Source organism: Vibrio aestuarianus (assembly GCF_012395185.1).
GTDB classification, from domain to species: domain Bacteria; phylum Pseudomonadota; class Gammaproteobacteria; order Enterobacterales; family Vibrionaceae; genus Vibrio; species Vibrio aestuarianus.
In genome coordinates this window covers 1-1,970 of sequence record NZ_JAAZTU010000090.1, presented here as the reverse complement: position 1 = coordinate 1,970, position 1,970 = coordinate 1, and the positions used below count along the sequence as shown (strand labels likewise).

Genomic DNA, 1,970 nt, shown 5'->3' with positions numbered 1-1,970 from the left:
AGATCTGCAATGAAATTGCACACAAATTAAATACGCGCCCACGCAAAAGACTTGGGTATAGAACACCAACGGAGTATATTCATGCGCATCTGTAGAAAGTGTCGCACTTCAAACTTGATACTAAGCAAATTCAATTAGATAAACATAAAGTTACACTAAATTTGATAAAGAAAACAATCAAAATGTTGGTTAAGTGAACCAAGAATCAGCCCAAGCCCGAACCGTGACAAATAAGCCGCCAAAACAAAGCTCAACTTTCAGCAACAAACCCAACTTTTGGACCAGAAAAATTCAACGAGCAAAATATTCAGCGAACTCGAAACTCTCGATTAGCTTGCCCTTTCCACACTTTTCGCCCGCTAAATTCACGACGCGCCAATGCGAAAAGCAATTGAGGCAAACAAAGAATCTTGTCTGTTTTACGGGTTGAGTTGACCACGAATTTGAAGCCGAAAATGTTCACTTGCCGACAACATAAAACGAATGGCCGGAGAAATCCCAAAGATTAAACCCCTAAATTTACCTGAGTTGCATAACGCCTTGTTAAGGGGTGAGCAACGCAATGCCGATGCAACCGCATACCGCCTTAAACACAAAAACCAACGCATAGTAAAAATGCCACGCGTTGCGAATCCCTCTTGAACAATTTGTTATGTGGTTTTCCCACGTAGTCCTATTAAGTTTCCAAATGGGTCCTCAACTTGGCACATTGAAAGCCCATCTTCAATTTCCATTGGTCCACGATAAAGACACGCACCTAGTTCTTCAAAATGAGCCAGAGCAACACATAAATTATCTACTGACCAGTAAACAACTGTACCACTTTTACCAGCACCAACCTTTTTGTCTGCTTGGACTATTTCTAGTGAGAAACCATTTAGATCAAGCGCCGTGAAATCAAAGTCAGGATGGTAAACCGGAACGGCTTCTGGAAAAGCTTTCTTGTACCATTCAAGCCCTTTCGCTACATCTGGGACATGAACAAGAACCGCTGATGGATTCATAATTTCTCTCCAACCACATAACGCCCAATTAAGGGGTGAACAACGCCTCCACCCAAACCTAACGCATTGTGCCATAAACACTAAATTTGAAGTAGAAGCAAAAATACCAAGCGTTGTGAATCCCTCTTAAATTGATTGTTAGGCATATTTGGATTCATTGAGTTTATTGCTGGTATCTTGGGGCTTTTTCACTATGGGTGCTAACGCACAAAACCTCATTTCTGGCTTGTCTGATGCGATGTTAATTTTGCTAAAATATCGTTTTTGCCAATACCAAAACTCTTGCTCGAAGTACTTACCTACGTACTTTGCATCTGCCTCACCGATCTCAATCATAAAATTGAGCTTTTTGTAAAAATGCTCAATTTTGGAGATTTTCTTCCATTCTTCTCTGGGTAAGTTGTGATAGAGATTATCCCAAGAGGGAATTGCTTGTTCTTCTAAAGCTTTTCTAAGTGCTTGACCCGCATCGTTCCTCAATTGTATGTAATCTGGAGATGTATACTCTTGAATTAAGTCCAACGCCCTATTCTTCCGCTCTCTGTTTGTTTCATGAATCACGATAAACGTTGCCGATAATCCCGCACCAATTGCTGCACCCAACAAAGCGGCACCTACATTTCCAGTTAAAGCCCCTATTATTGCACCGAAAATACTTGTAAGTGTTGCTACTTCCATTTGACTTCCTTTATTACTCTCAAAACCTTGGTGATGCCTAACGCCCTGTTAAGGTGTGAGCAACGCAATACCGAAGCCGCCGCATACTACCTTAAACACTAAACGCAACGCATAGTAAAAATGCCACGCGTTGCGAATCACTCTTAAACAGTTTGTTAGCAGCTTAGTATCAAGTTTGAAGTGCGACACTTTCTACAGATGCGCATGAATATACTCCGTTGGTGTTCTATACCCAAGTCTTTTGCGTGGGCGCGTATTTAATTTGTGTGCAATTTCATTGCAGATCTT

At 41.2% G+C, this 1,970-nt stretch carries 2 protein-coding genes; both read right to left on the bottom strand.

Annotated elements, in window-relative coordinates; translation table 11 throughout:
* Window positions 1–650 precede the first annotated feature (650 nt).
* Entirely contained in the window at window positions 651–1,004 is a 354-nt protein-coding gene (locus tag HGG78_RS18680) for a VOC family protein (protein WP_025527329.1), read from the bottom strand.
* Window positions 1,005–1,142: 138 nt separating this feature from the next.
* A complete protein-coding gene (locus HGG78_RS18675; RefSeq protein ID WP_172533808.1) occupies window positions 1,143–1,682 on the bottom strand; it encodes a hypothetical protein in 540 nt (179 codons plus the stop codon).
* Window positions 1,683–1,970: the final 288 nt, after the last annotated feature.

What these genes read in the sequence shown, in the direction of transcription:
- HGG78_RS18680 (WP_025527329.1), bottom strand. Translation starts at nt 1,004, where the DNA reads ATGAATCCATCAGCGGTTCTTGTTCATGTCCCAGATGTAGCGAAAGGG.
- HGG78_RS18675 (WP_172533808.1), bottom strand. Translation starts at nt 1,682, where the DNA reads ATGGAAGTAGCAACACTTACAAGTATTTTCGGTGCAATAATAGGGGCT.